Annotated in this window: 25 protein-coding genes; 13 read left to right on the top strand and 12 right to left on the bottom strand. The window is 67.0% G+C overall.

All coding sequences use genetic code 11. The annotated features are described in order from the left end of the window. Positions 1 to 48: 48 nt before the first annotated feature. Both ABLE92_RS15590 and ABLE92_RS15585 read right to left on the bottom strand, forming a co-directional pair. Complete coding sequence (locus ABLE92_RS15590) at positions 49 to 1686, bottom strand: DUF6777 domain-containing protein (protein ID WP_348805711.1); 1638 nt, start codon at positions 1684 to 1686, stop codon at positions 49 to 51. Between the two features lie 226 nt (positions 1687 to 1912). Then, positions 1913 to 2464 carry a DinB family protein gene (locus tag ABLE92_RS15585; RefSeq protein ID WP_348805710.1) on the bottom strand — a complete coding sequence of 184 codons (552 nt, stop codon included), beginning with the start codon at positions 2462 to 2464 and terminating at the stop codon, positions 1913 to 1915. 142 nt (positions 2465 to 2606) lie between these two features. Here ABLE92_RS15585 and ABLE92_RS15580 point away from each other — a divergent pair, with 142 nt between their 5' ends. Together ABLE92_RS15580 and ABLE92_RS15575 are read left to right on the top strand one after the other, a co-directional pair. After that, entirely contained in the window at positions 2607 to 3257 is a 651-nt protein-coding gene (locus ABLE92_RS15580) for a pyridoxamine 5'-phosphate oxidase family protein (RefSeq protein WP_348805709.1), read from the top strand. 354 nt (positions 3258 to 3611) lie between these two features. Then, the gene (locus ABLE92_RS15575; RefSeq protein ID WP_348805708.1) at positions 3612 to 4418 is read left to right on the top strand and encodes a LuxR C-terminal-related transcriptional regulator; all 807 of its coding nucleotides are present in this window, start codon (positions 3612 to 3614) and stop codon (positions 4416 to 4418) included. Positions 4419 to 4568: 150 nt separating this feature from the next. Here the strand turns inward: ABLE92_RS15575 and ABLE92_RS15570 are convergent, their stop codons facing one another. After that, positions 4569 to 5327 carry a helix-turn-helix transcriptional regulator gene (locus ABLE92_RS15570; RefSeq protein ID WP_348805707.1) on the bottom strand — a complete coding sequence of 253 codons (759 nt, stop codon included), beginning with the start codon at positions 5325 to 5327 and terminating at the stop codon, positions 4569 to 4571. Positions 5328 to 5518: 191 nt separating this feature from the next. Here ABLE92_RS15570 and ABLE92_RS15565 point away from each other — a divergent pair, with 191 nt between their 5' ends. The 3 genes from ABLE92_RS15565 to ABLE92_RS15555 are packed head-to-tail and all read left to right on the top strand — an operon-like array spanning position 5519 to position 7539. Beyond that, positions 5519 to 6685, top strand: a complete 1167-nt coding sequence (locus tag ABLE92_RS15565; protein WP_348805706.1) for an LLM class flavin-dependent oxidoreductase — start codon at positions 5519 to 5521, stop codon at positions 6683 to 6685. 33 nt (positions 6686 to 6718) lie between these two features. Further along, positions 6719 to 7216, top strand: a complete 498-nt coding sequence (locus ABLE92_RS15560; protein WP_348805705.1) for a flavin reductase family protein — start codon at positions 6719 to 6721, stop codon at positions 7214 to 7216. Continuing rightward, positions 7213 to 7539 (top strand): hypothetical protein, encoded by a 327-nt coding sequence (locus ABLE92_RS15555; protein ID WP_348805704.1) that lies wholly within the window; start codon positions 7213 to 7215, stop codon positions 7537 to 7539. Before ABLE92_RS15560 ends, ABLE92_RS15555 begins: the two co-directional genes overlap by 4 nt. Here ABLE92_RS15555 and ABLE92_RS15550 read toward each other — a convergent pair. Continuing rightward, positions 7514 to 7798, bottom strand: coding sequence for a DUF7218 family protein (locus ABLE92_RS15550; RefSeq protein WP_348805703.1), 285 nt, complete (start codon positions 7796 to 7798; stop codon positions 7514 to 7516). The two genes, ABLE92_RS15555 and ABLE92_RS15550, sit on opposite strands and share 26 nt — an antisense overlap. Before the next feature lie 204 nt (positions 7799 to 8002). Next, the gene (locus tag ABLE92_RS15545; protein ID WP_348805702.1) at positions 8003 to 9715 is read right to left on the bottom strand and encodes a subtype B tannase; all 1713 of its coding nucleotides are present in this window, start codon (positions 9713 to 9715) and stop codon (positions 8003 to 8005) included. A gap of 205 nt (positions 9716 to 9920) precedes the next feature. Here ABLE92_RS15545 and ABLE92_RS15540 point away from each other — a divergent pair, with 205 nt between their 5' ends. The 8 genes from ABLE92_RS15540 (at position 9921) to ABLE92_RS15505 (ending at position 16265) form a co-directional block, all read left to right on the top strand. Further along, complete coding sequence (locus tag ABLE92_RS15540) at positions 9921 to 10094, top strand: hypothetical protein (RefSeq protein WP_348805701.1); 174 nt, start codon at positions 9921 to 9923, stop codon at positions 10092 to 10094. 14 nt (positions 10095 to 10108) lie between these two features. Continuing rightward, the gene (locus ABLE92_RS15535) at positions 10109 to 10462 is read left to right on the top strand and encodes a DUF2218 domain-containing protein (RefSeq protein WP_348805700.1); all 354 of its coding nucleotides are present in this window, start codon (positions 10109 to 10111) and stop codon (positions 10460 to 10462) included. Between the two features lie 36 nt (positions 10463 to 10498). Then, entirely contained in the window at positions 10499 to 11422 is a 924-nt protein-coding gene (locus tag ABLE92_RS15530) for an ABC-2 transporter permease (RefSeq protein ID WP_348805699.1), read from the top strand. 185 nt (positions 11423 to 11607) lie between these two features. Next, a complete protein-coding gene (locus tag ABLE92_RS15525) occupies positions 11608 to 12483 on the top strand; it encodes a Rho termination factor N-terminal domain-containing protein (RefSeq protein ID WP_348805698.1) in 876 nt (291 codons plus the stop codon). A 74-nt stretch (positions 12484 to 12557) separates the two neighbouring features. Then, a complete protein-coding gene (locus tag ABLE92_RS15520) occupies positions 12558 to 13826 on the top strand; it encodes a helix-turn-helix transcriptional regulator (protein WP_425476223.1) in 1269 nt (422 codons plus the stop codon). A gap of 177 nt (positions 13827 to 14003) precedes the next feature. After that, positions 14004 to 15098 carry an S-(hydroxymethyl)mycothiol dehydrogenase gene (locus tag ABLE92_RS15515; protein WP_348805696.1) on the top strand — a complete coding sequence of 365 codons (1095 nt, stop codon included), beginning with the start codon at positions 14004 to 14006 and terminating at the stop codon, positions 15096 to 15098. Next, positions 15095 to 15724: an MBL fold metallo-hydrolase gene (locus ABLE92_RS15510; RefSeq protein ID WP_348805695.1), complete on the top strand. Its 630-nt coding sequence runs from the start codon at positions 15095 to 15097 to the stop codon at positions 15722 to 15724. The genes ABLE92_RS15515 and ABLE92_RS15510 overlap by 4 nt, the downstream gene beginning before the upstream one ends. 85 nt (positions 15725 to 15809) lie before the next feature. After that, positions 15810 to 16265, top strand: a complete 456-nt coding sequence (locus ABLE92_RS15505) for a DoxX family protein (protein WP_348805694.1) — start codon at positions 15810 to 15812, stop codon at positions 16263 to 16265. Positions 16266 to 16435: 170 nt separating this feature from the next. Here ABLE92_RS15505 and ABLE92_RS15500 read toward each other — a convergent pair whose 3' ends face one another. The 7 genes from ABLE92_RS15500 to ABLE92_RS15470 all read right to left on the bottom strand — a co-directional run bounded on the left by ABLE92_RS15500 (position 16436) and on the right by ABLE92_RS15470 (position 26270). Next, complete coding sequence (locus ABLE92_RS15500) at positions 16436 to 17251, bottom strand: IclR family transcriptional regulator (protein WP_425476224.1); 816 nt, start codon at positions 17249 to 17251, stop codon at positions 16436 to 16438. Between the two features lie 83 nt (positions 17252 to 17334). Then, positions 17335 to 19032 carry a BCCT family transporter gene (locus ABLE92_RS15495; protein ID WP_348805692.1) on the bottom strand — a complete coding sequence of 566 codons (1698 nt, stop codon included), beginning with the start codon at positions 19030 to 19032 and terminating at the stop codon, positions 17335 to 17337. An 8-nt stretch (positions 19033 to 19040) separates the two neighbouring features. Next, the gene (locus ABLE92_RS15490; protein WP_348805691.1) at positions 19041 to 21497 is read right to left on the bottom strand and encodes a GcvT family protein; all 2457 of its coding nucleotides are present in this window, start codon (positions 21495 to 21497) and stop codon (positions 19041 to 19043) included. 235 nt (positions 21498 to 21732) lie between these two features. Then, complete coding sequence (gene purU / locus ABLE92_RS15485) at positions 21733 to 22581, bottom strand: formyltetrahydrofolate deformylase (RefSeq protein ID WP_348805690.1); 849 nt, start codon at positions 22579 to 22581, stop codon at positions 21733 to 21735. After that, positions 22578 to 23183 (bottom strand): sarcosine oxidase subunit gamma, encoded by a 606-nt coding sequence (locus ABLE92_RS15480; RefSeq protein WP_348805689.1) that lies wholly within the window; start codon positions 23181 to 23183, stop codon positions 22578 to 22580. Before ABLE92_RS15480 ends, purU begins: the two co-directional genes overlap by 4 nt. Then, positions 23176 to 25992, bottom strand: a complete 2817-nt coding sequence (locus tag ABLE92_RS15475) for an FAD-dependent oxidoreductase (RefSeq protein ID WP_348805688.1) — start codon at positions 25990 to 25992, stop codon at positions 23176 to 23178. The genes ABLE92_RS15480 and ABLE92_RS15475 overlap by 8 nt, the downstream gene beginning before the upstream one ends. Next, positions 25989 to 26270: a sarcosine oxidase subunit delta gene (locus tag ABLE92_RS15470; protein ID WP_348805687.1), complete on the bottom strand. Its 282-nt coding sequence runs from the start codon at positions 26268 to 26270 to the stop codon at positions 25989 to 25991. The genes ABLE92_RS15475 and ABLE92_RS15470 overlap by 4 nt, the downstream gene beginning before the upstream one ends. Positions 26271 to 26305: the final 35 nt, after the last annotated feature.

Below are 26305 nucleotides of genomic sequence, written 5' to 3'. Positions count from 1 at the left end.
GCGAGCGTGGCTCACGGGGACGTTGCTGTTTTTCGGTCTTGCCCGGGGTCAGCCCGCCGGCGAGGTCTCCGGCAACTCCTCGGTGGTCGTCTCCTCCGTGGTGGTTTCCTCCTCGGTGGTCGTCTCCGTGGTGGTCTCCGGCGTCTCGTACGTCGTCGTCTCCTCGGTGGTCTCGGTCGTGGTGGTCAGCGTGATGAGCGTCTGCCACGAGGCCGAGATGACCGCCGCCGATGACGTCGAACCGCCCGACAGGGACACATGCCACACGCCGGTCGAATCGGTGGCCGAGCTGACCGACGACTGCGACAGCGAACTTTGATAGACCGTCCGGGACACCCCGTCGTTACAGCTGAGGCTGACCGAACCGGTCGTCTCCTCCGACGGTGCCGAGCAACTGACCGTCGAACCATCCTCCTCGAAGGTGAAGTAGCCGATCGAGTCACCACTGCCGCTGAAGCTGGTCGGCGACGGCGCTGCCGACGAGGACGAACTGCTGCTCGAACTCGACGAACTCGACTCCGTCGACGACGAGCTCGACGACTCCGAGGACTCACCGGGAGTGGTGGTCTCGCCCGCGGCGTTGGTCGAACCGTTCTCGTCGGTGGTCTCACTCTCGACCGACGGGACGTTGCCGTTGCTCTCGGCCATCGACAGTGCGCGCGGCGCGGCGGCGGTTTCGTTTGCGCCGGCCAGACCGTTGTCCGCGGCACCCTCGTCGTTGTTCACCTGCAACGGCACATTGAGCGCGGCCGGAGTGGGCAGCGGCTCGGCCAGCGGCGGCTGACCCGACAGATCCAGCAGTCCGCCGACGGTCCGCTCGACCAGCTGACGGGTGTCCGGGTTGAGCAGGGTCAGCAACGGCGAGGTTCCGGCGGGAGCCGATGCCTGCGTCGGCGCCTGGCTCACGATGGTCGTCGTGTTGTTGATGACCGTGACGTTCTGCGTGTTGTAGGCGACGCGGGTGATGTAGTTGACCTGGTAGCCGGGCCACGCGGTGTCACGCACGCGGTATCCACCGATCGGCACCGATGCCGGCGGTGCGAGGGGGTTACCGCACTGGCAGCGCACCCGCGGCACACCGGAACTGTCGACGAGCACCGAGGTGCCCGCCTGCAGCACATCCTGGAACGGCACCGCCGAACCCCCGGCGTAGCTGTAGTTGGTCACCCAGGTGTCCGCGGTCAGCACGACCGGGGTCAACGAGTCGAGGTAGTAGGGGATCGCCGACGGGCTGATGCCGTACACGCTCGCCCACGCCGACGCCTGGCTCGGGTTCTGCGCGAGATAGTTGCCCAGCGCCGCCGGATCACAGGTGGTGGACCCACCCATGTACAGACCCGGCGTGGTGCCGCTGACCGTCCGGGTGCCCTGATCCTGCGCGCCGGTGTTCGCCGACAGCCGCAGGCCGTTGTCGATCGGCCGGTTGGTCAGGTTCGGCTGCGCCATGAACGGCTGGTCGCCCGGAGCGTCCGCCGACGTCAACGACAGGAACGGAAGCTCGAAGCCGTCCTTGTTGTGCTTGTAGACGTAGAACACGACACCGGAGAACACCAGCGCGAGCACCGCCACGATGGCCGCCAGGATGATCGTGAGGTTGCGGCGATTACGAGGTTGCGGTTCCGGCGGCACGGCCCCGAAGGGCACTGACGGCGGGTACGTGGGTGGCCCGGGCGGGTAATACGACATCTGGTCTCCTGCGTCGGCTCGCGTTCACGGTGGGATGAACACGAATGAACGGCGTTGTGGTGATCCCCGAGCCATCAGTATCGGGAGCCGCTCTCAGCAGGAGCAACCAAGAATAGGGGTATTCGGCTGACCGTCCGACAATTCCACCCGATCGGACTACAGGAAAGTAACGCCGGGATTGGCCGGTGCGATGTATACGCACCGGCCACTCTGCCGAAGTCCCTTCTCAGAACGCGTCGCCGAAGTCGAACAATGTCGACATCGTCGTCTGCCCGTCGAGTGCCTCGCGGATGATGTCGGCGTGGCCGCTGTGATGGGCGGTCTCCCGCAGCATGTGCAGCACCATCTTGCGCGCCGACCACCATTCGCGTTCGGGCTGCCACGGCGCGGTCTCTTGGGGGATCTGGTCGTCGAGGTCGAGTCCGGCGACGGCCGCGTCATAGGCGGCCGCCGCCTCGCGGTAGGCCGTGAGCCAGTCGTCGAGGGTCTCGTCGTCGGTGAGTTCGTAGGCGTGCTCCATCAGTGACATGTCGAAGGTGGCCTCCTCGTCGCGGACCGTCATCGTCTCGGTGGCGCCGCGCTCAACCAACGTCAGGTGCTTGAGCAGCCCGCCGAGGGTGAGCTCGCTGACGGTCGTGCGCGTCCTCGCCTGGGCGTCGTCGAGGTTGCGGAGTGTCACGAGGAAGACCTGACGTTGATCATCGAGGAGCGTGAGCAGTTCCTCCTTCTCGCCGGTGACGTCGACGGACAGGGTGACGGGGGTGTAGGTGCCGGCCATGATGCGTCCTTCTGGGGTGGGGTGAAGTGAACTGACGCTGTCGACGGTAGGAGTGATTGCGGACAATTCGGGTCCGCGATATTCCGGCGGTTCCGGAGTGAATTCGGTTGCGGCGTCCTGGCTGCACGGCGACGATGCGTGCATGACCTCCGACCCGACATCACCTGCGGACCGCTACGCCGACGAACCGGTGGCGCTCGCCGGTCTGCGCCGGAAACCGCATCGCGGCGGTGATCGGGCGCTGCTCGACGAGGTCCTCGACACCACGCTGGTCGGTACGTTGTCGACGGTGATCGAGGGTTGGCCGTGGTCGGTGCCGATGCTGTTCGCCCGCGCCGGCGACGCGATCCTGCTGCACGGTTCCATCGCCGCCGGCGCCCTGCGTCATGTCGCCGAAGGCGTGCCGTCCACGTTCACCGTGTTCATTCTCGACGGCATCGTCGTCGCCGACGCGCTGTTCGATCACTCCGCGAACTATCGGTCGGCGGTCATCCGCGGCATCCCCGAACGCGCCGACGATGAGGTCGCGGCACTGGAAGTGCTGTCGGACAAGCTGATTCCCGGACGTGTCGCCGAGTCGCCGGAGATCACCCGCAAGGAACGGGCGGCAACCATCGCCCTGCGCATCCCGATCGTCGACGGACAGTGGATTGCGAAGGCGCGCAGCGGTGGTCCCGGCGTCGAGACCGACAACTGGACCGGTGTGGTGCCGACGCGCACCGTCTTCGACGACCCGATCACCGCCACCGGGCACCTGATTCCCGAATCGGTCCGGCGGCTGGTCGGTGGCTGACGTGAGGCCCGTGGCCCTCCGGATTTCGTCTCGCCGGCTGTGAACTGATCGGAGTGCCGATATAAACGGGATGGCTCAGGGCATCGAAGGAGATTATTGGTTCCGTTCGGCTGAGCGGTCCCGGTTATATCGCATGGTCCGGCCGAGCAGCGATACAAACGCGGTGTCAGGGGGCACTCGCGTCGTATATCGACACGGGCGCCCTCTCACGCCGCGTTCATATCGGTATCCGGCGGGCGGAATGGTGGTGGTCGGCCCGAGTAAGCTGGGTCACACTTGCCGGTCGGTGTCCGGGCGTGCGGCCGCACCGCGCCAACCCCGGAGAGGGTCGGCAGACAGCACAGGAGGTGACGTATGCCCGAGTCGTTGGCTGCGCCGGTCACCGATGCGTTGCGTCGTCTGCGTCGGGTCAGTGGGGTGTCGCTCGCCTTCGGTGGCATCGTGCAGCGGGGTCGGGCGCTGCGGCTGAGCCAGTTCGTCGGTCCGACCGTCGGTGCCCTCAACGGTGTGGCCGTCGACATCGGGCACGGGCTGGGCGGCAAGGTCGTGGCCACCAACCGGCCGCTCGTCGTCGACGACTACCTGCGGACCCCGCGGATCACGCACCGCTACAACGCCGTCATCGAAACCGAGGGACTTCGTGCGATGGCGGCGGCGCCGGTCATCGTCGATCGCGAACCCGTCGCGGTGATCTACGGAGCGCTGCACACCGACGACCCGCTCGGTGACCGCGCTCTGGATGCGTTGGCCCTGGAGGCCCGCACCCTCGAACAACAGATCGTGGCGTCGCGGACGTCGGTGGAGACCGCGGCCGCCGACCCCGACGCCGATGCGCTGCGCATCCGGATGACGCAGGCGTACACGCAGTTACGGGAACTGGCGAGGTCGGTCGACGACGCCGACCTCGCCGACGCGATCGCCCGCATCACCGACGGATTGCTCGACGCGGGTCCGGACACCGACGTCGTCGAACTGACCTCGCGGGAGCGGGACGTGGTGGCGTTGGCTGCGCTGGGGTATCCCAATGCGCGGATCGCCGAGTCGTTGGGAATCGGCGTGCAGACCGCCAAGGGCTACATGAAGGATGCGATGCGGAAATTGGGTGCGACGAGCCGGTTGGAAGCGGTCGTCATCGCGCGGCGGTGCGGGCTGTTGCCGTGATTCTGCCCTGAGACAGTCAAACACGGTGTCGGCGCGGGTGTTCCGTGTCCGCGCGGTGCCCGCCCCTACGCGCGGTCATTGCCCAGACCGCGCCTACGTGAGAGCACCGCGCGGACGAGAAGCAGGCGCGTACAGCTCTGGTGTGCGAGGTCAGGCCGGTGTTGTGTAGACCAGCTTGACGAACTCGGCCCGGTTGCGGACGTGGGTGAGGGCGAAGATCCGGCTGACGTACTTCTTGACGGTGTCGACCTCCAAGCGCAGCACGGCGGCGATCTCCTCATTGGTGAGGCCGTCGGAGACCAGGGCGCCGATCTCCTGCTGACGCGGGGTGAGGTGGGTGCGCCAGTCGGGCACCGGGTTCCCGGGCAGCGACTTTGCCTGTGCCGACAACTGCCCCGCCAACAACCCCAGTGCGTGTACCCGAGTCGGCGGTAGGTCTTTGCCCTCGGAGTCGAAGATGCCGACCAGCCCATGGCACTCGCCGGCGAGTCCGAGGTGCAGGACGGCGGCACTGTGCAGTCGTCGTCGATAGAGGAACCGCTCGAGGTACTCGATCGCCGTCGATGGCAAGCGGCGCAGTTGACGATGGGAGATCGCGCGCGGTCCTTGCAGGGCGGAGAACGATTCGGCCGAGGCGAACATGTCGGTCCGATACCACCCCGTCTGGTACTCGTCGATGATCGGCGTGATCCTGCCCGTGGTGATCGGGTCCGGGTCGGCAAACGCACTGCGGAACGTCGGCCCCGCCAGAAATGTGGTGTTGGGGAATCCGTAGTGCGCGTGCAGGGCGTCCATCAGCGTGTGTTTGAAGTCGTCGAGTGTGGCCGCCTGCCCGCACATGTCGAGCACCGCGAAGATCCGCTCGTATTCCGCGCTCGGCAGTGACTCGCGGGTGTCGACGTCGTGCATCAGGTGCGCCTCCTGTGATCCATGCCATAGGTGCCCCGAACCCATGAAACTCGACGCGGGATTCAGGTGCAAGGAAAGCTGTCCACTTTGGTGCACTGTGGTGCCGATCACAGCCCGTCTACGGTGATCTCAGCGCACCGGACTCCGGCGCGACACTCCACGTACTACCGCATGACCAGGAGAAACACACGATGAGCAGACTTCGCTTCGGCTACTTCATGGCCCCGTTCCACGTTCCCGGACGCAATCCGACCGCGGCTCTCGAGCGTGATCTGGAGATGGCAGTCCACCTGGACAAACTCGGCTACGACGAGGTCTGGTACGGCGAGCATCACTCGGCGGGCAGCGAGATCATCGCGTCTCCGGAGATCATGATCGCCGCCGCCGCCCAGCGGGCCCCGCGGATCACCTTCGGGACCGGCGTGACGTCGCTGTCGTATCACAATCCGCTGTGGGCGGCCGATCGGATCATGCAACTCGATCACCTCACGCGGGGGCGCACGGTGTTCGGGATCGGGCCGGGCTCGTTGCCGACGGACTCGGCGATGATCGGTCTCGACCCGACCGACACACGCGAACTGCTGTCGGAGAACCTCGACATCGTCGTCCGGTTGCTGCGGGGTGAGACGGTGAGCGCCAAGACCCGCACTCATGAGCTGTTCGACGCGAAGCTGCAGCTCGCGCCGTTCTCGCCGGGCGGCATCGAGATCGCGCTCGCCGCGGTCGCCTCGCCGACGGGGCCGCGGCTGGCCGGCCGCTACGGACTGGGGCTGATCTCCATCGGTGCCACCCTCTCGGCAGATGGATTCGACGCGCTCGCCCATCACTGGAATGTGATGGAGGAGCGAGCCGAGACCCACGGCACCAGCGTCGACCGGTCACAGTGGCGTCTGGCCGGGCCGTTCCACATCGCCGAGACCGAGGCTCAGGCCCGCAAGCAGGTCGAGTACGGCATCGAGGAATGGTTCGACTACTTCCAGCACGTGGCCGCATTCCCGCAGATGGCCGTGTCGGGCAGTCGGCTGACGGAAATGATCGACTTCATCAACGAGGCCGGCATCGGCGTCATCGGCACCCCCGAGCAGGCGCGTGCACAGGTGCAGCGGCTATGGGATCAGTCCGGCGGATTCGGCTGCATGCTGCAGATGGGTCATGACTGGGCCAACCCGGAGGACACCAAGAGGTCGGCGGAACTGTTCGCCGACGAGGTGTTCCCGCACTTCCAGGAGCAGGCCCAGCCCACCCTCGACGCCGCTTCGCTGGCGCGGTCGGTGCGCGAGGGGCATGCGAAGAAACAGATGGAGGCCGTCGACCACATGACCCGCAAGTATGAGCAGGAAGTGTCGGCCAAGGGCTGACGCGGCAGACTCGGAGTCAGAGGAATTGAGTGGATGAGTCCGCAACTTACGCAACCTGATTCGGTCGCGCTGGGTTTCCGTGAGGCGATGGCTCATGTGTGCACGCCGGTCACCGTCATCACGACCTTCGACGGTGACCGGCCGCACGGCACCACGGTCAGTGCGTTCATGTCGCTGTCGATGGGGCCGCCGATGGTGGCGGTCGCGCTCGACGGTGATTCCGAACTGCTGGCACTGATCCGGGAATCGGAACGATTCGGGGTCAACGTGCTGGCGTCGGCTCAATCGGATGTGGCGCTGGCGTTTGCTCGCAAGGGCCGTGACAAGTTCAACGGTGTCGGCTGGCGGCGACGTGACGACCTGCCTGCCCTCGACGGAATCTCGGGCTGGGTTGCCTGCACCGCAACGGATTTCGCTGTCGGTGGCGATCACACGGTGATCTTCGGTGAGGTGATCGGCGCGGATCACGCGGTCGCCGAACCGCTGACCTATCACCGCCGGGTGTTCGGCACCCACCGGGGACACCGATGATCATCGTCGTCGACGCCGAAGGACTGACGCTGCACGATCCCCACGACTACACCAGTCTGCGGGTGGGGGACGGTGCGGCGGGATCGTCCGATTCCCGAATGGGACTGCGGCGTAGAGCATTCGGCCGCGTCGATGAGGGTGGCCGGGTACGGATCAACACCCGGGCGCTGGCCGCCGAACTGCGTGGCGTGCACGCGTTCAGCGACCGATGGTTCCCGGTGCTCCTGGCGTGCGCGACCCTGTGGGGGTGGGAACGGTGCGGTGACGAATTGATCGGTGCCGCAGGCGCCGTCGAGGTCAGTGCTCTCGCAGCGCCTCGATGAGTTCGTCCTTCTTCATCGACGAGTAGCCGGTCAGATCGAGTTCCTTTGCGCGCGAGCGCAGCTCGTCGACGGTCCAGTCCTCGTAGGAGCCGGAGTGTCCGCCACGCGCGCCCACCTTCGAACGGCCCTGCGCGGCTGCGGCATTCGCGATGCGGGCGGACTTCTCCTTGGAGTTCCCCTCATCGCGGAGCTTCTCGTACAGTTCGTCGTCCTTCACCGACGGTCCGGGGTCGGCGGCGGGCTTGTTGTCTGCGGCCATGGTGCCTCCTTCTGGCACCACGCTACGCCGAGTGTTCGGCGAAGTGGTTCGTTCGAGGTCGGTCGAGGTATCCGGTTCGACGTTGACAGCGCTTGCCAGGACGTTGACAGCGCTCGCTACGACGTTGACAGCGCTCAGGTGAGCGCTGTCAGTGGTGGGGTGAGCGCTGTCAACGCGGTCGAGAGCGCTGTCAGTGGGGTGAGGTCACCCCGCGATCGAATCCACCCAGGCGATGAATTCGTCCGCATCGGTGTTGGCGCCGTGCCCCTGATCCCAGTACATGAGGTGATTGACCTGGTCGCCGAGTCCCGCCGCGTTCGCCGCGATGTTGCACGACACGGTGAGTGCGGTGTCGGTGTCGTTGGTGCCCAACCGAATCCACCAACGCTTGCTCCGATCGGGATTGCTCGTCTGGAGGAAATACATCGGATTCATCTGATCGAGCAGTTGCGGGATGTCGGCGTCGACGGTGCCCTCACCGGCGGTGGTGCGCTGAGCGCTGTACTCGGTGAAGTGGCGGGCCTTGGTGGTGTCGTGGCCGAAGAGATTGTTCTCACCGGCCGACAGGTCGAACGCGTCGAAGGCGGGCAGCGTCTTCTTTCGGGCACCCACATGGGTGAGGTATCCCTGCCAGGGGAAGGTGGCCCTGTTGTTCTGCCAGGCGATGAACGGATTGTCCTGCAGGTATGCGGCGCGGTCGGATTCGGACAATGCGGTCAGGTACTTCGTCGCCGACGGTTGCAGGTACTGCTGCAGCAGGTAGTCGCTGTAGTTGGCGGCGGTGAGATTCCCGAAGTCGTTGAGGCCCTGGAGTTTCAGGGTCGGCATGTAGGCGGCGAACTGGTCACGGAGTTGACCCGACAGTGTCTGATTGGGTTCGGCGCCGGTGGACGCGACCGGATTGGTGCCCCAGTTCCACTCGTAGGCGCCGTCGGCGTGGCCGAGATCGGTGATCGGACACCAGGCGCCGACGGCGAAGATCGAGTCGTCGGCGTCGGCAGCGCCCAGCGCGTCCAGTTCGCTCTGATACAGATCACTGTTGCCCGACGCGCCGAGCAGTGCCGAGAGTGCGCCGCCGGCGGACGTGCCGGTGGACACGATCTGGTCGGTGTTGCCGGGGATCGCGTCACCGTTGGCACGCAGGTATCGCACGGCCGCCTTGAGGTCGACGATCGCGGCCGGTGCCACCCCGTAGTACACGCCATCACCGTTCACGAGAGTTCTTCCGCGACATCCGGGTTCGACGGCCACATAGCCCGCGGCCACGGCCAGCTGGGCGAGGTTGACCATCTGGCCCGCACCGCCGAGCATCGCGTTGCCGCCGGATTGCACTTCGCTGCTCGGCGACGACGAGCCCTGAGGGGTCTCACTCGTTCCCGGCATCTCACCGGACGGCATCTCACCGGACGGCTCGGCACCCGACGGCTGGGCGCCCGACGGCATCGCGCCGGAGGGCATGCCGCCCGGTGCGCCACTCATGCCCGCCCCACCCATACCCGATCCCATCGACCCGCCGACGCCGGTCGCGTCCTTCACCGATGCCGGCATGTAGCCGCCCACCGAGTTGGCGAACACGATCGGCGCGTTGGTGGCATCCACGGCCTTGCCGTCGATGCTCGTGGGCACACTGATGATCAGGCTCTGGTATTCGGCGTTGACCGGTTTCGCGACGTAGGTGATCGGACCGTAGAACCGGTAGGTGACCTGCTTGTCGCCGGCGCCGGTGGTGACGGTCGTGGTCTTCTCGGTGAAGGCGTTCGGATCAAACGTCAGCGCGCCGCCGGGGCCCACTGCGCCGCTGGAGCCGGCCGACGACGACGTCCCGGAATCGTTGGACGAGGTGGCGCAGGCCGCGGCAAATCCGGCGGCGACGACGGCGGCGCCGCCGAGGAAGAGACGACGATCGATCGGGTTCATTCGGTGACTCCTTGGCCGGGCGGAACGGTGGAATCGTGCGGGGCCGCGGAGCTCATCAGGAATAGCCCTCTCGATCGACATTGATCAACGATCTGTCAGAGCCTACCCACGGGGAGGAGATCTATCTGCGGGAACCGGGGAACGTCGCGCCGTCGATCCGCTCCTCGATGTCATCCCCACGAGTAACGTTCTGTGCGCCCCAGAAATGATCGGTGCCGTCCGCCACATCAACCCGACGACCGGGCGAGACGTCGACGACGCCCGCCGCGGCATCGACACCGCCACACTCGACGACGACACACGACACGCGATCTTCGAAGCCAACGCCCGGCCGGTGTACCCGCGGATGTCGGCGCAGGTGCCGACCGCAGCACTGTGAGAAAGGAATTCGCGTTGAGCACTATCACCAGTACCGCGACGGTGGCCACCGATCGCGCGGCCCGCTACGGCAAACAACTCGCCTCGCATCTGAGTCGGCGGTCGGTCACCCACTGGGATGCGTCGACCGGCACCGGAACGCTCGAGATGGGTGACGGCGCCGCCCACGCCGATCTCGTGAGCACACCGGAAGCGCTGGTGATCACCCTGACCACCGCGCCGGACAACGCCGATCTATACGAGGATGTCATCGGGCGCCACCTGGTTCGCTTCGGCCACCGTGACGAACTCGTGGCGTCCTGGACGCGGTCGGACGGGAGCACGGGTACGACCCAGGTGCATGGGAAGGACGGGCCGGACGCGCCGTGAGTGACGGCGCCGAATCGCGTGCCGACTCGGCTGTCGATGACTGACACCCGAGCGCGTCGGGCATGGGACGAATTCCGTGACTCCCGGTTTCTGCCGGCGACCGTGCTGGTGCTCATCCTGAGTTGCGCGGCAACACAGTTCGTCGCGTCCTACACCTACGCGGCGGCCAACGACAAACCGGAGAACATCCCGATCGTCGTCGTCGGTACCCTGGCACCGTCGGCCGCCGCAGCATTGGAACCCGAACTCGAAGGCGCGCTCGGCGGTTCGCTCCAGGTGCAGCACGTGGACGACCGATCGCAGGCCGTCGAGATGATCAATGAGCAAAAGGTGTTCGCGATCATCGAGACACGATCGGGGTCGACGCATCTCGCTCTCGACGTGAGCGGAGCCTCCGGCCAGACGGTGGCCACCCTGCTGGAGGAATCGATGCCGCCGGTCCTTCAGAAGGCCGGATTCACCGTCACCGTCACCGACATCAAGCCGCTGCAGGACGGAGATCCGCACGGGCTCACCATCTTCTACATGACGCTCGCGTCGGTGATCGTCGGATTCGTCGGCGACGTACAGTTAGGTGTGCACGCCAGGTCGTTACGACCTTGGGAGAGAATCGGATTCACAGCGGCGTACTCGATATTCGGTGGGTTCGGGATGGCCGCGGTCGTCGACTGGCTTCTCGGTGCGCTGGACCTGCCGTTCGTGGAGTCGTGGTTCATCCTCACGTTGACGCTGTTCACCTGCGGCATGGTGTTCACGATGTTCAGTTCCTTGTTCGGTCGGTGGGTGATGATCCCGACCTGGCTGGTGATGGTGCTGCTGGGCAATCCGTCCTCCGGAGGGGCGGTGTCGTGGCCGTTGCTCCCGCGACTGCTGGCCACCATCGGCGGATGGTTACCGCCCGGAGCATCGGTCAACGCACAGCACACCGCCGTGTATTTCCCGGATCACCAATATGTTTGACCGTTTCTGGTGCTCGCCGGATGGTCGGTGATCGGTTGCGCGGTGTACCTGTGGCGATCGAGTCCGGCGGCGTAGCGGGGTGCGTCGGGGGAACACGCCGAACGCCGTAGACACCTGCCTCGTGCGCACGAAGGGTACTACCCTGAGACCCGGCCAAGGCAGGCGGGTATGGGAGGAATGTGGGCGTGGGCAAGAAGGATGCGGGCAAGAAGGCCGGCGAACCCAAGAAGACCGGTGAACCCAAGAAGACCGGCGAACCCAAGGGTGAGATCACCAAGACCGGTGAGAGCAAGAAGGACAAGGCCATTGCGCGGCTGGAGTCCGAGATCGGTCGCCTGACCACCGAACTGGCGCGAGTGGAGAAGGCGGCCCGCAAACGCATCAAACGCTCCGAACGTGACGTCGCGAATCTGCGTACCGAACTGCTGAAGGCCGTCGGACTGGGATCCGACAAGGACTCGAAGCCGACATCTGCCGAGCCGAAGGCGGACACGAAACCGGCCGAACCGAAACCGGCCGAAACGAAGCCGGCCAAGAAGAGACCCGCCGAGTCCAAATCTGCCGAGTCCAAATCTGCCGAGTCCAAGCCTGCCGAGAAGAAACCCGCCGCCGAGAAACCGGCGGAGCCGAAGCCCGCCACGAAGCCTGCGGCGCAATCGAAGTCGGCTCCCACCACTCCGCCGACCGCGGCGCCGTCCACCCCGCCGGCGTCGTCGACGTTGTCCACCCCACCGTCGTCGGACGGCAAGAGTCCGGCGCAGAAGGCCACCGCCGCATGGGGTGTGGCGGCACCGGGTGAGAAGAAGCCCGCCGCCGCGACACCCGATCCGGCCAAGCCGGCGCCCGTCAAACCCGCTCCCAAGGCTGCTCCCGTCACACCCGCCCCCGCCAAGCAGACCCCCGCCAAGCAGACCCCCGCGAAGCCCGCCCCCGCCAAGGCCACACAGCGCGTGTCGCGGAGTGGTCCCACCGTCGCCGAGTTGCGTGCGCAGGCCAAGGCCAAGGGCATCAAGGGGTACTCGTCGATGACGAAGGCGCAGTTGATCGCCGCACTGAAGTGACCCGCTGAGGCGATGCCGCGGTAGCCCGACGTTTGGCACCCGGCCCGCCGGCGGGGTGCAATGGACCGGTGAGCATCGAACCGCGTCTCGCCCCGCCCATCGGGCAGTGGCAGCAATTGTGCGCCGTCCTCGACGGTCCGTTGCCCGAGATCGCGGTGCGATTCTCGCGATTCCTCGCGCCGACGGATGCCCACGAGGCGTTGATCATCTTCACCCGCGAATGCACCGGACGACCGCGCAAGGTGGCCGGGACCCCGGACATCGTCGAGCGCGCCACCATCGACGAACTCGATCAGATCAAGAACACCGTCGGCGTCGGCGAGGTGAGTGAACTCGACGCCGTCCTCGGTGGAGCGTCCCGGCCGATCCGTGCCGTTCGCGACGCGAGCGACACCCTGTTGGTGCTGGTCCCCAAACGGAGCAGATCGGGGACGGGGACGTCGAAGGAGTTGCTGGCGGCCTGGTTCGCGATCGTCGCGGTGTCGATCCGTCAGCAGGTCGCCCAGGCCAGTCCCGATTACCTTGCGGAGTCCCGGGCCGCGTCCAGTGAGCGCGCCCGGACGATCGCGCAGCTCACCGAGGCACACGAGGACACCCTGGCGTCCGTGCTGGGCACCCTGCGTTCCCGCGACCTCGACGATCGGACCGCGCGGTCGACGGCCGCGGAGACGGCATCGTCGGCGCTGATCACCCTGCGCGCGGTCGGTGACACCGACCGCAAGCTCGCCACCGAAGCGGTGACCACGGCGTTTCGCCGGCTGCAGGCCGAACTCGAACCGGCCTTGCGTCATCTCGCCGCCGACGTCGACTACGTCGGCCCGTCGGTCGACGGCAGTCCGCTGCCCGGGGAGATCGCACACGGTGCGCGGGCCATCGTGCGCGCGGCGGCGGTGGCCGTCGCCGCCCAACCGGGGCTGGCACGGGTGCGCATCGAATGGGACAGCAGTGGCGATGACCTCGTCGTCGACATCCGTGATCAGGGACCGGGTGAGCTCGACGGTGAGTTGCTCGCCCGGCAGCTGGCCGGTCGGCTGCAGGCGCTCAACGGGGAGCTCGAGGTGGAGTCGATCCCCGGGTGGGGGACGCGGGTGTCGGCGCGGATTCCGCTCGCGGCGTCGGCCGCCCGGCCCGACGAGGATCGGCTCTCGGCACTGAACCCGCGTGAGGTGGAGGTGCTCGGGCACCTCGCACTCGGCCGCCGCAACAAGGCGATCGCCGCGGCGCTCGGGGTGTCGGAGAGCACGGTGAAGTTCCACGTCACGGCGATCCTGCAGAAGCTCAAGGTGTCCAACCGTGGGGAGGCGGGCCTGCTCGCGGCGAGTGCAGGCATCGTCGCCGAATAACAGCGGGCCATGACAGCGGGCCGAAGGAACACGGTCGGGGCGGGCTGTACTTTCGTCTAGGTAGAACCATCCATTCGGATGGATGCATGTGTTCCCGACGCCGACAACACTGGGTTAAGGCACGTGCATGTCGCAGGTGTCAACGGTTTCTGTCATCGAGAGGATTGAAAAGCGGATATGTCGCAGACGGTCAAGGGAGTCATTTCGCGCAGCAAGAATGCGCCGACCGAACTGGTGGACGTGGTGGTTCCCGACCCGGGTGCGCACGATGTGATCGTCAAGATCGCGGCCTGCGGCGTCTGCCACACCGACCTCGCCTACAAGCAGGGCGGCATCAACGACGAGTACCCCTTCCTCCTCGGCCATGAGGCGGCCGGCGTCGTGGAGGCGATCGGTTCCGACGTCACCCACGTCGAGGTCGGCGACTTCGTCGTCCTCAACTGGCGAGCCGTCTGCGGCGAATGTCGGGCCTGCAAGCGTGGACGCCCGTGGTACTGCTTCAACACCCACAACGCCAGCAAGGCGATGACGCTGACCGACGGCACCGAACTCACCCCCGCCCTGGGCATCGGGGCCTTCATCGAGAAGACCCTCATCCACGAAGGTCAGTGCACCAAGGTCAACCCCGACACCGACCCGGCCGTTGCCGGGCTCCTCGGCTGCGGTGTGATGGCCGGCCTCGGCGCCGCGATGAACACCGGCAACGTCGGCCGCGGCGACTCGGTGGCCGTCATCGGCTGTGGTGGTGTCGGTGACGCGGCGATCGCCGGCGCACGACTTGCCGGTGCCACCACGATCATCGCCATCGACCGGGACGCCTCGAAGTTGGAGTGGGCCAAGGATCTCGGTGCCACTCACACGGTCAACGGCGCCGAGGTCGACGATGTCGTCACCGCCGTGCAGGACCTCACCGATGGCTTCGGCGTTGACGTGGTCGTCGACGCGGTGGGCCGCCCGGAGACCTGGAAGCAGGCGTTCTACCTGCGGGATCTGGCCGGAACCGTGGTCCTGGTCGGGGTGCCGACCCCGGAGATGACCCTGGAGATGCCGCTGGTCGACTTCTTCTCCCGCGGCGGCTCGCTGAAGTCGTCGTGGTACGGCGACTGCCTGCCCGAGCGTGACTTCCCGATGCTCATCGACCTCTACGAGCAGGGTCGGCTGCCGCTGGAGAAGTTCGTCACCGAACGGGTCGGACTCGGCGACGTCGAGGCCGCGTTCTCGGCGATGGAGGCCGGCAAGGTGCTGCGCTCGGTGGTCGAGGTCAAGCAGTGAGCGATCTGCGTATCGACAATGTCGTCACGTCGGGGACCTTCTCGCTCGACGGCGGAACCTGGGATGTCGACAACAACATCTGGCTCGTCGGCAACGACGACGAGGTCGTCATCATCGACGCCGCGCATTCGGCTGCGCCGATCCTGGCGGCGGTCGGCGACCGCACGGTCAAGGCGATCGTACTCACCCACGGCCACAACGACCACGTGACCGTGGCACCGGAACTGTCCAAGGAGACCGGCGCGCCGATCCTGCTGCATCCCGGTGACGACATGCTGTGGAACGACACCCATCCCGACGTCGAGCACGAGGACCTGTCCGACGGGCAGCAGATCGAGGTCGCGGGGACGACGTTGACGGTGATCAACACGCCCGGGCATTCGCCGGGGTCGTCGGTGATTTACGTCCCCGAGGCCGGTGTGCTGTTCAGCGGTGACACCCTGTTCCAGGGTGGACCCGGGGCGACGGGTCGGTCGTTCTCGAGCTTCCCGACGATCATCGAATCGATCCGCGACAAGATCTTCGTCCTCGATCCCGAAACCAAGGTCTACACCGGGCACGGAGACGGCACCACGATCGCGGAGGAGGCTCCGCACCTGGAGGAATGGATCAAGCGGGGGAGCTGACGGCGGTCGATCCGCTCCCCGTGAGGTGGCTCACAGTTACCTCACAGCTATTGGTTGATCCCGCAAGCATTGCAATAGTTAGGCAATGCTTACCTCACTTGATAAGGCTGCGCCCTGCGCGATCGGGATCTTCCGGATCGTCGTCGGCTTCCTGTTCTTCTGCCACGGCACGTCGACGCTGTTCGCCTGGCCGGTCGCGCCCTACGGCGGTTCCACCGCCGCGTTCGGGGCGTGGCCGTCCTGGTGGGCGGCGGCGATTCAACTCGTCGGCGGGTTGGCGATCATGCTGGGCGTCGGAACACGGATCGCCGCATTCATCGGTTCCGGGTCGATGGCCGTGGCCTACTTCTGGAAGCATCTCGGCGACGGGATGCTCCCGATTCAGAACGACGGCGACTCGGCGGCACTGTTCTGCTGGTCGCTGCTGCTGCTCGTCTTCCTCGGTTCCGGTCGGTTGGCGCTGGAATCGGTGCTGTTCCGCAATGCCGGTGATCGAGTGCCGGGTTCGTCGGTGCAGCAGGTGCCGTCGGTCGCGAACTGACGATCTGCTCGCCCGTCCTCAGTCATGGCACCGAGTACCGACATTCGCTGACCTGGGATTTTCGGTCCGGTCTACTGTGCCGAATGACTGAGGACGGGCGAGGGGTGGTCGGGTCCGCCGTCTGTCATCGATTCCGGTTAATGGTGTGGCGAACTGCCGCGAGGTTGGTGTCAACCCCGAAAACCGAAGCGCGAGTTCAGTTCTGACGCCGCGGCGGTGACCTGGGCGGCGATGTCCGCGGCATGGTCGGGGTCGACACGGTACCGCGGCCCGGACACGCTCAACGCCGAGATCACCGCACCGGTCTGATCACGGATCGGCGCGGCGATCGCGACCAGGCCGACCTCGAGTTCCTCGTCGGCGATGGCCCACCCGCGCTCGCGGACCTGCGCCAGATCGGTCAGGAGTGCCTCGATGTCGGTGATCGTGTGATCGGTGTAGCGGGTGAGGCCGCCGGCGAACAGTTCGCGGATCTCGTTGTCGGACAGGGCACTCAGTAGCACCTTGCCCGACGACGTGGCATGCGCCGGCGAGGTCTGACCCACCCACGTCTGCAGGGCGACACTCGAGGTGCCCTGTGCCTCAACGATGTTGACCGCCTGATTGCCGCCGAGGACGGCGAGGTTGGTGGTCTCGCCGAACTCGCCGGCCAGCTTCTCGCAGATCTCCTGCCCCTGCTTGGACAGATCGAGTGAGGCGTTGGTCGAACTGGCCAGGCGTACCACGGTGAAACCGATGCGGTACTTGCGGCTACCGGGTTCGGGTTCGACGAAGCCGCGGGACTCCAGGGATCCCACGATGCGTGACACCGTCGACTTGTGGACCCCGAGTTCGGCGGCGAGTTCGGTGATGCCCGCCGACCCCATCGCACCGATGAGTTCCAGAACGGCCAGCGCACGGTCGACGGATTGGACGGCTCCGGACGGGGTGGCTCCGGACGGGGCGGGGGCGGCCTCGTCGCCGGTCCTGTTCTCCTGCGTGGCCATGATGGTGCCCACTGTAGACGACCGCGGCGGCACCCCCGGGAACGCGCCCGCGCCGTTGCGGGTGCGTGGTGGGTGGGCCAGCGTCATGGGGTCTCCGCGGACGTCACGGTCTCCGCCACGGCGACGACCTCGTCGTCGACGACGGTCACCACGTCCATCTCGCCGGTGGCGATCGACTCGGCCTGCCGGCGGACGTGCTCGTCGACCTGCTCGGTGAGTTGGGTCCGGGCCACGATCAGCGGGTCGCGCCGCAGGTCGAGGTAGAGCGACACACACATCCCGATCATCACGATGAGGAACGGCAACGCCGCGATGATCGCCATCTGTTTGATGCCGTTGAGGCCGTCGTCGCCGCTGATCGCCAGCAGCAGGGCGGCCACCGCGCCGGTCACCGTGCCCCAGAAGATGGTGACCGCGCGGGTCGGCTCGTGCGCCCCGCGTTCGCTCAGTGTCCCCATCACCAGAGACGCGGAGTCGGCGCCGGAGACGAAGAAGATCGCGACGAGGATCATCACCAACGCCGAGGCGATCCCGGTCCACGGCAGGTGCGACAGCACGTCGAAGAGGGTGTCCTCGCTGGCGGCGGTGGCGGCGTTGAATCCCAGGACGCCGGTCATCTGTTCACGGATGGCGGTGCCACCGAAGATCGCGAACCACACCAGAGAGACCGCCGTCGGCACCACCATCACGCCGACGACGAACTCGCGGATGGTGCGGCCCTTGGAGATCTTCGCCAGGAACATCCCGACGAACGGGGTCCATGACACCCACCACGCCCAGTAGAAGATCGTCCAGCTCGACAACCAGGCCGCACCGTCGGCGTCCACGGTGGCCGACGATCGTGCCGAGAACGCGGTGATGTCGTTGGCGTAGGCGCCCAGGGTGGTGGGCAGCACGTTGAGGATGAAGACGGTCGGGCCGACGACGAAGACGAAGACGGCCAGGATCACCGCGAGGACCATGTTCGTATTCGACAGCCACTGAATGCCTTTGGAGATGCCGGAGACGGCCGAGGCGACGAAGCAGGCGGTGAGGATGGCGATGATCGCCACCAGCAGCATCGTCGACGGCTCGTCGACCCAGCCGATCTTGCTCAGGCCCGAGCCGATCTGCAGGGCACCGAGTCCCAACGACGCGACGGTGCCGAACAGGGTCGCGAAGATCGCCAGGATGTCGATGAGTTTGCCGACCGGCCCGTTGGTGGAACCGCCGAGCAGCGGGGCGAACACCGCGCTCATCAGTTGGGTGCGGCCGAGGCGGTAGGTGCTGTAGGCGATGGCCAGGCCGACGACGGCGTACATCGCCCACGGGTGAAATCCCCAGTGGAACATCGTGGTCGCCATCGCCACGCCGATGTCGTTGACGTCGGTGTTGGGTGGCGCCTCGACGTAGTGGAACAGCGGTTCGTAGGCGCCGAAGAACATCAGGCCGATGCCCATTCCGGCGCTGAACATCATCGCGATCCAGCTGATGGTGCGGTACTCGGGTTTCTCGCCGTCCTTCCCGAGCGGGATGCGGCCGTACCTGCTGACGGCCAACCAGACCGCGAAGATCACGAAACCGGTTGCGGCGAGGACGAATAGCCACCCCAGGTTGGCGGTGATCCAGGCCAGCACGGTGGCGCCGACCGACGCCAGGTTGTCCGGTGCGAGCAGACCCCAGATGAGGAATCCGACGACGAGGGCGGCGGTGACACCGAAGACGGTCGGGTCCAGTTGTGGTCGGGTGATCGACCGGAATCGCCCGGTGATCGGTTGGTCGGTGCCGACGGGTTTCGTCATGGGTTGTCCTACTTCCGGATTCGATTCATCTGGGGATCGACGACCGGGTCGGCGGTGACGACGGCCTCGTAGGTGTGCTGTAGGTAGGCGACCCGGACGGTGGTGCCGTCGGCGGTGTCGGTGGGCAGCCACGCGTAGGCCAGGCATGCGCCGACGGTGGGTGACCAGCCCGCGCTGGTGACGTAGCCGCGGACGGTGCCGTCGACGCTGACCGGTTCCTTGCCGAGGACCACGGCGGCGGGGTCGGTGAACGCGATGGTACGCAGGGTAACCGACGATTGCCGTTCGGCGAGTGCTTCTTTGCCGATGAAGTCGTCCTTGGTCATCCGCACCGCGAAGCCCAGACCGGCGGCGTCGGGGGTGTGCTCGGTGGTCATGTCGGTGCCCGCCGACCGGTAACCCTTCTCGATGCGCAGCGCGTTGAACGCGATACGGCCGGCCGGGATGATCTGCTGGTCGGCGCCGGCGGTCATCAGCAGATCCCACAGGCCGCGTCCGTACTCGGCGTCGGTGTAGATCTCCCAACCCAATTCGCCGACGTAGGACACGCGCATCAGCGTCACCGGGATCGATCCGATGGTCGTGGCCACGCAGCGGAAGTACTTCAGTCCGTCATTGGTGAGGTCGGTGGGGGTGTGTGGTGCCAGGACGTCGCGGGCGAGTGGTCCCCACAGACCCAGACAGCAGGTGGCGCCGGTGATGTCGCGCAGGGTGACGGTGCCGTCGGCGGGGAGGTGCCGGCTGATCCAGTCGAAGTCGATGGGGCCGTTGGCGCCGATCTGGAACACGTCCTCGGCGAGGCGCGCGACGGTGAGATCCGAACGCACACCGCCATTCTCGTCGAGCATCAGGGTGTAGGTGGCCGATCCGACCGACTTCGCGAGGTTGTTGGTGGTCAGCCGCTGCAACAGTTCCAGCGCACCGGGCCCGGCGAGTTCGTAGCGCGTCAGCGGTGTCATGTCGTACAGGGCGACGTGACTGCGGGTGTGCAGTGCCTCGGCGACCGAGATCGGCGACCAGTGCCGCGCCGACCACGAATCCCGTTGCGGGATCGTCACTCCGTCGGCGACGAGCGCGTCCAGCACATGCCGGTTCGACTCGAACCAGGCCGGACGCTCCCACAGGCCGGCCTCCCAGAACTCGGCGCCGAGCGCGGCCTGGCGATCGTAGAACGGGCTGGTGCGGACCTGCCGGGGTGCCTTGCGCTGGTCGTGCGGGTGGATGACGTCGTAGACCTCGACGAAGGACTGGGAGCTGGTGGTGAGGATGAAATCGTCGGTGAGGGCGGCCGTTTCGAAGCGGTACAGGTCGAACTCGTGGGTGTCGACCGAGGGGGTGCCGTCGACCAGCGTCTCGGCCAGGGTGCGGGCGATGCCTGCGGAGTGGGTGACCCACACGGCTTCGGCGACCCAGAATCCGGACAGGTCGCGGTGCTCACCGACCACCGAGTGCCCGTCGGGTGTGAAGGAGAAGATGCCGTTGAAACCCTCGTCGACCTTGCCGGTGGCCAGTTCCGGGATGAGGCGGGTGGTCTGCTCCCACGCCTCGGCGAAGTCGTCGGGGGTGAACATCAGCTTCGACGGCATCTCGTCGAGGGAGATCGTCGAATCGTAGTCGAGGGCAGTCACATCCGACGGCATCGGACGATGACCGTAGTAGCCGATGCCGAGGCGGTCGCCGTGTTCGCGGTAGTAGAGGTCGTGATCCTGGTGACGCAGGATGGGCAGGGACGCCTCGGCGAGTGCGGAGTTGACGCCCGCACGGGATTCCAGCGGTGTGGTGTAGGCGTACTGGTGGGCCATCGGTACCAGCGGGATCGTCAAACCGACACGCCGCCCGAACTCCTTGCCCCAGAATCCGGTGCAGCACACCACGATGTCGGCGCCGACGACGCCGGTGGCGGTACGCACGCCCCGCACCTCGCCGTTCTCCTCGACGACGTCGATGACCTCCTGATGCCCGACGAAGCGGGCACCGCGGCTTGCGGCGCGGGTGGCCTGGGCCTCGACGGCGCGCATCGCCTTGGCCAGGCCGTCACGCGGGGTGAACAGGCCGCCGACGATCAGGTCGGGGTCGAGGAGCGGGTACTTCGCGGCGCACTGCTCGGGCGTGAGCAGTTCGTGGTCGACGCCGCGGGAGGCGGCCCAACCCGCCTTGCGGTGCAGGTCGCCCCACCGGACGTCGGTGGTGGCGACCTCGAGTCCGCCGACGTGGTTGAAACACCACCCGTCGGGGTGTTCGAGCGCGGAGAACTTCTCGCAGGTGTAGGAGGCGAGTTCGGTCATCGTCTTCGACGGGTTGGTGGCGAAGACGAGACCCGGTGCGTGCGAGGTCGATCCGCCGGTGGCGAAGAGGGGGCCGCGGTCGAGGACGGTGACGTCGGTCCAGCCGCGCGCGGTGAGTTCGTCGGCGAGGGAGGTACCGACGATGCCGGCGCCGACGATCACGACTTTCGGTGTGCTCATGGGAGGGCTTTCTGGTGGGGTGGGGTGGTCGTGTTGCGGTGGTCTCCGCCGCGTTGAGCTCCGTCGAAACGACTCGCCGCTCGCCCCAACCGCCGGTCGAGCCGGTGAGGAGCGCAAGCGACGAGCCGTGTCGAGACCCCCTTCCGCCGGTCGAGCCGGTGAGGAGCGCTAGCGACGAGCCGTGTCGAGACCCGGTGAGGTGAGGCTGGAACCCGCCACGCCCCATTCATGCCGTTCAACTGAACACCACCGTGCTGGTGCCGTTCATGAGGACCCGGTTCTCGCTGTGCCAGCGCACCGCCCGGGACAGCGCCAGGGCTTCGGCGTCGCTGCCGACGGTGGCGAGGCGCCGGGGATCGTGGGTGTGATCGATGCGGATCACCTCCTGCTCGATGATGGGTCCCTCGTCGAGGTCGGGCGTCACGTAATGCGCTGTGGCGCCGACGTATTTGACGCCGCGCTGATGTGCCTGGTGATACGGCTTGGCGCCCTTGAACCCTGGGAGGAAGGAGTGGTGGATGTTGATGGCGCGGCCACGCAGGGCGGTGCAGGTCTCGTCGGAGAGGATCTGCATGTAGCGGGCGAGTACCACCAGGTCGGCGTCGTGGGTGTCGGTGAGTTCCAGGAGCCGGGACTCGGCCTGCGCCTTGGTGTCCGGGGTGACCGGCACATGATGGAACGGAAGGCCGGCCGAGGTGGCCATCGGTTCGAGGTCGGTGTGATTGGAGACCACGGCGACGAGGTCACCGCCGAGGGTGCCGGCCCGCCACCGGAAGATGAGGTCGTTGAGGCAGTGACCGAGCTTGGAGACCATCACCAGGATACGTTGCGGTGACTGGTCGTTGATCTCGAACTCGGCGTCGATGCCGGCGGCGAGGTGATCGAAGGCGCGGGTCATGTCCGCCGCGCTGGACTCCCGGGCGGAGGCGAATTCCGTTCGGACGAACAGGGTGTGGGTGACCGGGTCGTCGTACTGCCGGTGATCGAGGACTTCGCACCCGTGACTGTAGAGGAACGACGAGACGGCGTGCATGATGCCGCTGCGCGACGGGCAACGCAGGGTGAGGGTGAAGGTGGTGGTCATGAGCGTGCGCTTTCCGGGCTGGTCACGTACTCCACCGACGCGTCGACGAGCCAGTGCGCGAGGTAGTCGGCGAACGACGAGCGGACGAACACCGCGAACTGCGGATCGGTCTCCTCGTCGCCGGTGCCGTTGCGGTGCAGAATGATTCCGGCCTGCGCGAGGAGCGTCTGCGCGGCCTCGTCCGGTCCGAAGGACTGCGGATGCAGATCGATGGCGCAGCCGTGGGCGAGGATGGTGGTGGCGAACGGGCCGCCCAGGAGGAGCCGGGTGCGCTGGCCGGTGGCGTCCATCAGGTACACGCCGGTGGCGTCGGTGAGCCTCGACGCGACCTCGGCGAGGTAGTCGTGGCCGGTGACGCCGGGACGACACAGCAACCATTCGTCCGGTCCGAGCCAGATCGCGCTCTCGTCGTCGGCGCGACGTACCTGGCATGCGGCGGGAAGGTCGAGCTGGGCGATCGCGGTGACGTCGGTGGTCCGCACGATGACCTGCGCGACCGGCGATTCCGCGAGGAGGATGGCCGGGGCAAGGGCGGAGAATCTGTCGCGCCACCGTGTGAGTGGCGAAACCGGTTGCAGGGGTGCAGAAGTGGCGTCAGCCATCGCGTCGGGCTCCTTCGGGATCGACGAAAACTGGTGAGGTGACCTCGACCTCGATCAGGCGGTCCCCGACGGGAACGTCGAGGCGGGTGCCGATCACGTCGCGACCTCCCTTGACGAGGGCGAGGGCGAACGGCCGGCCAAGCTCGGCGCTGAGGTAACCGGAGGTGACGTGGCCGAGCATGGGTACCGGCGGTGGCGGCAGGAGGCGGTCGGCGCAGTGCGCGATGATCTGCGATCCCTCGGGGAGCTTCGTCTGTCCGTCCACGGGGAGCAGTCCGATCAGGTGCTTGCGCAATGGGTCCTGATTGGACGGCCGGGAGAAGGAGCGTTTGCCGATGAAGTCGGGCTTCTTCTTCGACACCACCCACCCCATACCCAGATCGTGGGGAGTGACCGTGCCGTCGGTGTCCTGCCCGATGATCGGATAGCCCTTCTCCGCGCGCAGCACGTGCATGGTCTCGGTGCCGTACGGGGTGATGCCGTGCGGTTCGCCTGCGTCGATCAGGGCACGCCAGAGCACCTCGGCGTACTCGGCGGCGACGTTGACCTCGTAGGCGAGTTCACCGGAGAAGCTGACCCGGCCGATCCGTACCGGGACGCCCCGGTATGTGGTGTCGCGCCAGTCCATGAAGGCGAAGGCCTCGTTGGTGACGTCGAGGTCGTCGAAGACCGCGCCGACGACGTCGCGGGAACGTGGCCCGACGACGGGGAAGGTCGCGACATGATCGGTCAGCGAGGTGGTGAACACCTGCAGATGCGGCCATTCGGTCTGATGCCACTCCTCCATCCAGTCCAGGATGGCCGCGGCGTTGCCGGTCGTGGTGTAGACGGTGTAGCGGTCCTCGGCGATCCGCATCACGGTGCCGTCGTCCTTCACCATGCCGTCGGGTCCGCACATCACGCCGTAGCGGATCTTGCCGACCTTCAGGCTGCTCATCAGGTTGGTGTAGAGCATGTCGAGGAAGGCGGGTGCGTCGGGGCCGGCGACGTCGATGACGCCGAGGGTGGAACCGTCGAGGATGCCGACACCGGAACGGACGGCGGCACATTCACGCAGCACGGCGGTGTCCATGTCCTCGCCCCCGCGCGGATAGAAGCGGGGCCGCTTCCACGCTCCGACGTCCTCGAAGACCGCGCCGCGGTCCACATGCCACTCGTGCAGCGGCGTGCGCCGGATCGGATCGTAGAGGTCACCGCGGTCGCGGCCGGCCAGCGGGGCGAAGGACACCGGCGTGTAGGGCGGGCGGAACGTGGTGGTGCGGGCGTCGGAGACGTCGATGCCGAGGAGTTCGGCGACGATGCCGGAGGCCACGATGCCGGAGGTCTTCCCCTGATCGTGGGCGGTACCAATGGTGGTGTAGCGCTTGACATGTTCGACCGAGGCCATCCCGGCCCCGACGGCGCGTTCGACGTCGGCGACGGTGGCGTCGCGTTGCAGATCGACGAACGAGATCGTGGGGTCGGCCTCGGGGACACGCCAGTAGGTGGCCGTGGCCGCGGGGGTGCGGTCGACGGTACGGGGAACGACCCGCAACTCCGGAAGCGGAATCCGAAGCGAGCGTAGGGCGGCGAGGCCGGCGCGACGACCGTCGGTGAGGCACGACCCGATCGTGAGCAAACCGGCTGCAGCACCCGCGATCTCGACGCCGGGCACCGAGCCCGTCGGCAGGAAGGCGGCCGCGGCGTCGTCGAAGGCGATGGTTCCGCGCAGCTGACTCCACAGGTGAGCGGCCGGATTCCAGCCGCCGGAGACCAACACGGTGTCGCAGTCGAGGCGGGTGCCGTCGCGGAGTTCGACACCGCTGACATGGTCGGTACCCAGCGCGGAGGTCACGGCGTCGCCGGTGCGGATGGTGATGCCGAGGCGGGAAGCGGTGTCGTGCAGATCATCGGACACCTGGGCCCGGACGTCGACGATGGCGGCGATGGTGGCGCCCGCCTCGGCCAGTGCGAAGGCGTCCGCGTAGGCGGCGTCGCCCGCGGTGAACACGACGGCGCGGTGTCCGACCAGCACGCCGTGGCGGTGCAGATAGTCGGCGGCGGCGCCGGCGAGCATGACGCCGGGAAGATCGTTGTCGGCGAACACGATCGGACGTTCATGGGCACCGGCAGCGACGACGATGCGGCGGGCCCGGATGCGGTGGATGCGTTGGCGGGATATCTGCGGGGCGTCGTCGGCACGCTGCAGGTGGTCGGTGCGGCGCTCGACCGCGAGGATGAAACCGTCGTCGTAGGCGCCGAAGGCGGTGGTGCGCTGCAGGCGGGTGACGGTGGGTAGTGCATCGAGTTCGGCGAGAGCGTCGGCCACCCACGGTGCGGCGGGGGTCACGCCGCCGGCCTCGGGGCGTTCGTCGACGAGCATGACGCGTGCTCCGGCGCGGCCGGCCATGAGTGCCGCCATCAGACCGGCGGCACCCGCGCCGACGACGAGCACGTCCGGATGGTGGTGCAGGGAATCGTAACGGGCGGTGTCGATGTCGGCGGAGAGCTTGCCCCATCCGGGGACACCGTGCGCCACCAGTCCGGGGCACAGTTCGACGGTGGTGGCGGGCACCATCGGTTCGCTGTACGGGGCGTCGATGCCGACCTGTGCGGTGGCGTCCTCGGACCAGGAACCGGTGACGCCGCGGACGCGTCCGAGGTTGACGCTGCTGGTGATGGTGTGAATACCGTTGGCGAGCAACGCGGAGGCGAGGGTGTCGCCGGCGTATCCGGAGTAGGTGACGCCGTCGAAGACGAAGTCGATCGGCCGGGTGCGGTCGATGCGCCCGCCGGTGGGGGTGCGCATGCCGGTGAGTGAGCGGGTCATGAGTGGGCCTCGGGGCTGGTGGCTGATGCGGTGGGGCTGCTGGTGAAGGCGTAGGTCACGGTGTCGCGGGTGATGGTGAACCATTGGCGGCATCCGGCACTGTGGCACCAGCGTTCGGCGAGTGCACCTTTCGGGTTGGGGCGGTAGAAGAGGTAGGCACCCCAGTCGGTGTCGTCGAGGGACTCCGGCTGTGCCGGGTAGGCGATACCGGCGGCGGCACCGTAGTGGAATTCGGTCTCTTCACGCGGCCCGCAGTGGGGGCAGGGGATCATTTGCATGAGGTTCTCCGGGCTGGGATGGGCTGAGGGAGTTG

Source organism: Gordonia oleivorans (assembly GCF_040044975.1).
GTDB classification, from domain to species: domain Bacteria; phylum Actinomycetota; class Actinomycetes; order Mycobacteriales; family Mycobacteriaceae; genus Gordonia; species Gordonia oleivorans.
The sequence above is the reverse complement of the archived record's forward strand: the minus strand, read 5'-3'. Positions and strand labels throughout refer to the sequence as shown.

Bases quoted from the DNA above. Each gene is read 5' to 3' on its own strand.
- ABLE92_RS15515 (WP_348805696.1), top strand. From the start codon at position 14,004: ATGTCGCAGACGGTCAAGGGAGTCATTTCGCGCAGCAAGAATGCGCCG.
- ABLE92_RS15490 (WP_348805691.1), bottom strand. From the start codon at position 21,497: ATGAGCACACCGAAAGTCGTGATCGTCGGCGCCGGCATCGTCGGTACC.
- purU (WP_348805690.1), bottom strand. From the start codon at position 22,581: ATGACCACCACCTTCACCCTCACCCTGCGTTGCCCGTCGCGCAGCGGC.
- ABLE92_RS15530 (WP_348805699.1), top strand. From the start codon at position 10,499: ATGACTGACACCCGAGCGCGTCGGGCATGGGACGAATTCCGTGACTCC.
- ABLE92_RS15540 (WP_348805701.1), top strand. From the start codon at position 9,921: ATGATCGGTGCCGTCCGCCACATCAACCCGACGACCGGGCGAGACGTC.
- ABLE92_RS15475 (WP_348805688.1), bottom strand. From the start codon at position 25,992: ATGACCCGCTCACTCACCGGCATGCGCACCCCCACCGGCGGGCGCATC.
- ABLE92_RS15500 (WP_425476224.1), bottom strand. From the start codon at position 17,251: ATGGCCACGCAGGAGAACAGGACCGGCGACGAGGCCGCCCCCGCCCCG.
- ABLE92_RS15580 (WP_348805709.1), top strand. From the start codon at position 2,607: ATGACCTCCGACCCGACATCACCTGCGGACCGCTACGCCGACGAACCG.
- ABLE92_RS15575 (WP_348805708.1), top strand. From the start codon at position 3,612: ATGCCCGAGTCGTTGGCTGCGCCGGTCACCGATGCGTTGCGTCGTCTG.
- ABLE92_RS15480 (WP_348805689.1), bottom strand. From the start codon at position 23,183: ATGGCTGACGCCACTTCTGCACCCCTGCAACCGGTTTCGCCACTCACA.
- ABLE92_RS15495 (WP_348805692.1), bottom strand. From the start codon at position 19,032: ATGACGAAACCCGTCGGCACCGACCAACCGATCACCGGGCGATTCCGG.
- ABLE92_RS15585 (WP_348805710.1), bottom strand. From the start codon at position 2,464: ATGGCCGGCACCTACACCCCCGTCACCCTGTCCGTCGACGTCACCGGC.
- ABLE92_RS15590 (WP_348805711.1), bottom strand. From the start codon at position 1,686: ATGTCGTATTACCCGCCCGGGCCACCCACGTACCCGCCGTCAGTGCCC.
- ABLE92_RS15555 (WP_348805704.1), top strand. From the start codon at position 7,213: ATGATCATCGTCGTCGACGCCGAAGGACTGACGCTGCACGATCCCCAC.
- ABLE92_RS15470 (WP_348805687.1), bottom strand. From the start codon at position 26,270: ATGCAAATGATCCCCTGCCCCCACTGCGGGCCGCGTGAAGAGACCGAA.
- ABLE92_RS15560 (WP_348805705.1), top strand. From the start codon at position 6,719: ATGAGTCCGCAACTTACGCAACCTGATTCGGTCGCGCTGGGTTTCCGT.
- ABLE92_RS15570 (WP_348805707.1), bottom strand. From the start codon at position 5,327: ATGCACGACGTCGACACCCGCGAGTCACTGCCGAGCGCGGAATACGAG.
- ABLE92_RS15565 (WP_348805706.1), top strand. From the start codon at position 5,519: ATGAGCAGACTTCGCTTCGGCTACTTCATGGCCCCGTTCCACGTTCCC.
- ABLE92_RS15550 (WP_348805703.1), bottom strand. From the start codon at position 7,798: ATGGCCGCAGACAACAAGCCCGCCGCCGACCCCGGACCGTCGGTGAAG.
- ABLE92_RS15505 (WP_348805694.1), top strand. From the start codon at position 15,810: ATGCTTACCTCACTTGATAAGGCTGCGCCCTGCGCGATCGGGATCTTC.
- ABLE92_RS15545 (WP_348805702.1), bottom strand. From the start codon at position 9,715: ATGAACCCGATCGATCGTCGTCTCTTCCTCGGCGGCGCCGCCGTCGTC.